The sequence below is a fragment of the Mesorhizobium sp. M4A.F.Ca.ET.050.02.1.1 genome, from assembly GCF_003997725.1.
Taxonomy (GTDB): Bacteria; Pseudomonadota; Alphaproteobacteria; order Rhizobiales; family Rhizobiaceae; genus Mesorhizobium.
This window is the reverse complement of sequence record NZ_RZSG01000547.1, coordinates 1-4,104: the sequence shown is the minus strand read 5'-3', so window position 1 is coordinate 4,104 and position 4,104 is coordinate 1. Positions and strand designations below refer to the sequence as shown.

General features: G+C 63.2%; 5 protein-coding genes and 1 pseudogene. 3 read left to right on the top strand and 3 right to left on the bottom strand.

Features of this window, described 5'->3' with window-relative positions:
* Positions 1–90: 90 nt before the first annotated feature.
* Both EOA33_RS26565 and EOA33_RS26560 read right to left on the bottom strand, forming a co-directional pair.
* Positions 91–255: a hypothetical protein gene (locus tag EOA33_RS26565; RefSeq protein WP_126054817.1), complete on the bottom strand. Its 165-nt coding sequence runs from the start codon at positions 253–255 to the stop codon at positions 91–93.
* Between the two features lie 30 nt (positions 256–285).
* Entirely contained in the window at positions 286–468 is a 183-nt protein-coding gene (locus EOA33_RS26560; protein ID WP_127406987.1) for a hypothetical protein, read from the bottom strand.
* Between the two features lie 160 nt (positions 469–628).
* Here EOA33_RS26560 and EOA33_RS26555 point away from each other — a divergent pair, with 160 nt between their 5' ends.
* From EOA33_RS26555 to EOA33_RS26545, 3 genes are all read left to right on the top strand, one after another.
* The gene (locus tag EOA33_RS26555) at positions 629–1,096 is read left to right on the top strand and encodes a hypothetical protein (RefSeq protein WP_127406986.1); all 468 of its coding nucleotides are present in this window, start codon (positions 629–631) and stop codon (positions 1,094–1,096) included.
* 117 nt (positions 1,097–1,213) lie between these two features.
* Positions 1,214–2,281, top strand: a complete 1,068-nt coding sequence (locus EOA33_RS26550) for an aldo/keto reductase (RefSeq protein WP_127406985.1) — start codon at positions 1,214–1,216, stop codon at positions 2,279–2,281.
* A 39-nt stretch (positions 2,282–2,320) separates the two neighbouring features.
* Positions 2,321–3,586: a cysteine desulfurase-like protein gene (locus EOA33_RS26545; protein WP_127406984.1), complete on the top strand. Its 1,266-nt coding sequence runs from the start codon at positions 2,321–2,323 to the stop codon at positions 3,584–3,586.
* A gap of 60 nt (positions 3,587–3,646) precedes the next feature.
* Here EOA33_RS26545 and EOA33_RS26540 read toward each other — a convergent pair.
* Positions 3,647–4,104: pseudogene (locus EOA33_RS26540) on the bottom strand (histone deacetylase family protein); the annotation flags it as partial.

Here is a 4,104-nt window from a genome sequence, read left to right as displayed (position 1 = left end):
ATGGCGTGCCGCTCGGCAAGGCGGTTTTCCTTGGACGTTGAAAGTTTTGAGGTTTCCCGGAGCTGCCGGGAAACCTCTTGCTGGACAGACTCAGCGCGTGGACATTTCGCGCGCGATGCGCGGGAAATCGGCTGGCTTGATGCCGATGTCGGCGCGGTCGGCATTGCTCATTGAATGCAGCAGCGCCAAGGCTGCGCGGTAGCGCTGATGGTCCTGCGGCCGCGGCCGCGCGAACATTTCGGTGAAGAACCCCATGATCCATGGCCCCTAGTTGGTCCTCCCGACTCAAACATATAGGGCGAATGTTAAAATTGTGCAGTGCAGCAATTGCATGGCAGCCATGCCCGGACGATTCTTTTCGTCACAATCGATTTTTTTGAAACTTTTACGGTCTGTCGAACGTAGGCGTGGTGCCGGCACGTTGCCGGCTTTTTCCTCGCCACTCCTGGCGACCTTGCCGGGCTGCATGAATGCAGTCCGGCTTTTTTGCTATGCGAACGGCTAAACTGGTTAACGTCGAAGGCATTCATTTTTAACGAGCAAGCTCTATGGTGCGACCGTCTCACATATGTGCTTGACGAGACGGGAGGCTGACATCGGCACCGGAGCCAAGCGGGATTTCGCGTCCTTGCTCGACGATCTCTTCGTTGCCTCCGACAAGGTCGAGGCGGGCGAGGAGGCGGCGGCGCGGCCGACCATTCCGTTCGACTATCTCTCGGTGGCCGATGAGCTCCATTCCGGCCGCATCAAGGTTTCCGGCGAGACATTCGCGGCCGAATATCGTGAAGCCGGCGCCGACTTCGCTGCCGAGTTCGCCGCTCTGCTCGATCAGGCGAAGCTGGCGCTGGCCGGCGAGCAGGCAAGGCCGGAGGAAAAACTGCCGCCGATCGACCCCGACGCGATCGCTGCCGAACTTGGCCTCGATCATCCGGTGAAGAGCGCTGACCTTGGCCGCATGCGGCGCAGTTTCGCTTTCGCCAACCACCCGGACCGCGTTGCCCCGCATCTGCGCCAGCGCGCCATGATCCGCATGCAGGTGGCCAACATGCTGATCGATGAAGCCAAGCGGCGCGCCGTGGCCGGAGCCCGGCCCTAGCCCTTAAGAGTTCACGCAAAAGTCGTCTGGACCGGGTTGGAGAACACCCGCGCTTTGCAGTATGCTCGGGCTTCCTCCCCGCGCCGTCGCGCAAAGTTCCCCGCCGGAGAAACCCCCATGCACAAACGCCGTCTCGGTCGGACCGATCTTCTTGTGTCGCAGATCTGCCTGGGCTCAATGACCTGGGGCCAGCAGAACACCGAGGCCGAAGGCCATGCGCAGATGGACCTGGCCTTTGAGCGCGGCGTCAATTTCATCGATACGGCCGAGCTGTACCCGATCCCGCCCAAGGCGGAGACGCAGGGGCGGACCGAAAAGATCATCGGCAGCTGGATGAAGGCCAACGGCAATCGCGATAAGGTGATCATCGCCTCGAAGGTTGTCGGCCGCACCGGCAACACCTGGTTTCGCGGCGACCGCCCGTCCAAGCTCGCGCGCGCCGATATTTTCGATGCGGTCGAGAAGTCGCTGACCAAGCTCGGCACCGACTACATCGATCTCTACCAGATCCATTGGCCGGAACGGGATATTCCGTGGGGCGCCAACCCGACCCGCGTCGGCGCCGTGGCGCGTCGAGCCGACACCGAAGGCGCTCCATCAGGCGAGACACCGATCGCCGAGACGCTTGGCGTGTTCGATGAGCTGGTGAAGGCCGGGAAGATCCGACATTTCGGCTTGTCGAATGAGAGTTCCTGGGGCGTCATGCGCTACCTTGCCGAAGCCGACAGGGGCATCGGCCCGCGGCCCGTGTCGCTGCAGAACGCCTATAACCTCGTCAACCGCACCTTCGAGGTGAACCTGGCCGAGGTTTGCCAGCGCGAGGAGATTGCTTTCCTTCCCTATTCGCCGCTGGCGCAAGGCTATCTAACCGGCAAATACGATCACGGCGCGCGCCCGCAAGGCTCGCGCTCGCAGCTCTTCAACCGCGGCCAGCGCTACGAGACGCCGAATGCGGCGCAAGTCCTGCTCGAATACAACACCTTGGCGCGCTCCTTCGGCATGGAGCCGGCGATGTTCGCCAATGCCTATGTCTCGAGCAGGCCCTTTGTCACCTCCAACATCATCGGCGCGACGGCCATTTGGCAGCTGGAAATGGCGCTGTCCTCGGTCGAGGTCAGATGGACCGAGGAGATGCAGAAGGCGGTCGATGCGGTTCATCAGCGCGTCGGCAATCCGTGTCCTTGACCAGAATTGTCCAACGATAACAAAAGGGAGGGGACGGCAATGAATTTTCCAATCGAAACCGTGCGGGGAAGATTTCCGGCGCTGTCGCTGACCGACAAGGGCCGCCGTCGCATCTATCTCGATAACCCGGCCGGCACCCAGGTGCCGCAAGCGGTGGCGGACGCGGTGTCGCGATGCCTGCTCACCACCAACGCAAATCTCGGCGGCTTTTTCGAAACGACGGTCGCCGCGCAGACGGTGGTCGACGACGCGCATGCGGCGATGGCCGATTTCCTCGGTGCCGCGAGCCCAGAAGAAATCATCGTCGGCGCCAACATGACGACGCTGACCTATCACATGTCGCGTACGCTCGGCCGCGCCATGAAGCCCGGCGACGAGATCATCGTCACGCGCATGGACCATGAGGGCAATGTCTCGCCCTGGCTGCAGCTTGCCGAGGACCTTGGCCTCGTCGTGCGCTTCCTGCCGTTCGACGAGAAAAGCTGGCAGCTTGAGGAGGCGGCATTGCGCGCGCTGCTTTCGGAAAGGACGCGGCTCGTTGCGCTCAACTACGCCTCGAACCTCACCGGGTCGATCAACCGGGCGAAGGCGCTGACGGCCGTAGCCAAGCAGGCCGGCGCGCTGGTCTATGTCGATGCCGTGCAGTTCGCGCCGCATGGCCTGGTCGACGTGCAGGGGCTCGGCTGCGATTTCCTGGTGTGCTCGGCCTACAAATTCTTCGGCCCGCACATGGGCATCCTGTGGGGACGACGCGACCTCATTGACACGCTCAAGCCCTACAAATGCCGCTGCTCGTCAAACGGCCTGCCGGAACGCTTCGAGCTCGGCACGCCGCAGATCGAGCTGATGGCCGGTCTCACCGCCGCTGTCAACTATTTCGCCGATCTCGGTGCGGCGGCCGGCGAGGGCGGCGCGCGGCGGCAACGGATCGCCAGGGCGTTCGAAGTGTCGATCGCCTACGAAAACACGCTGGCGCAGAAACTGATCGACGGCCTGTCCGGTATTTCCGGCCTGGCCATCCACGGCATCACCGATCCGGGCCGGATCGGCGAACGCGTGCCGACCGTGTCGTTCACCGTCGAGGGCATCGTGCCGGAGACGATCGTGCGGCAGATGAATGCCGAAGGTATCTTCCTATGGTCAGGCCACAACTACGCCTGGGAGATCGTCCATCAGCTCGGCATTCCGGCCGGCGAGGGCGTCGTGCGCATCGGCATCGCCCATTACAACACGGCGGACGAGATCGACGAGACGCTGGAAAGCGTGCGCCGGGTCGTGGCCATGCTGAGGCAGCAGCGAGCCTGAGCCACGTTGCCTTCACGCAATTCCGGACGGGAAACCGCTACGCACTTTTCCTGGAATTGCTCATCGCTGCTTGCCGCCGAAGCCGGTCAGGAAAGCAGTGAGGTTGTCGCTGAGCGCGTCGCACAGATAGCCGCCCTCCTGGACGATCACCGTCGGCAGGCCGAGCCCGGCGATGGCCTCGCCGATGCGCGAGAAGCCGGGCGTCGTGACGGAAAGGCCACCAAACGGGTCGCCCTCGAAAGCATCGAGCCCGAGCGCCACGACAAGCGCCTCCGGCGCAAAGGCGCGGATGCGCCGGAAGGCGGTCACCAGCGCCTCAAGAAACGCAGCGTCGCCGGATTTGCGCGGCAGCGGCAGGTTGAGATTGTAGCCGAGGCCGGCGCCTTCGCCGCGCTCATCCGCATACCCCCAGAAGAACGGATAGAAGCGCACCGGATCGGCATGCAGCGACACCGTGAGCACGTCCGGCCTTGCATAGAAGATACCTTGCGTGCCGTTGCCGTGATGCAGGTCGACAT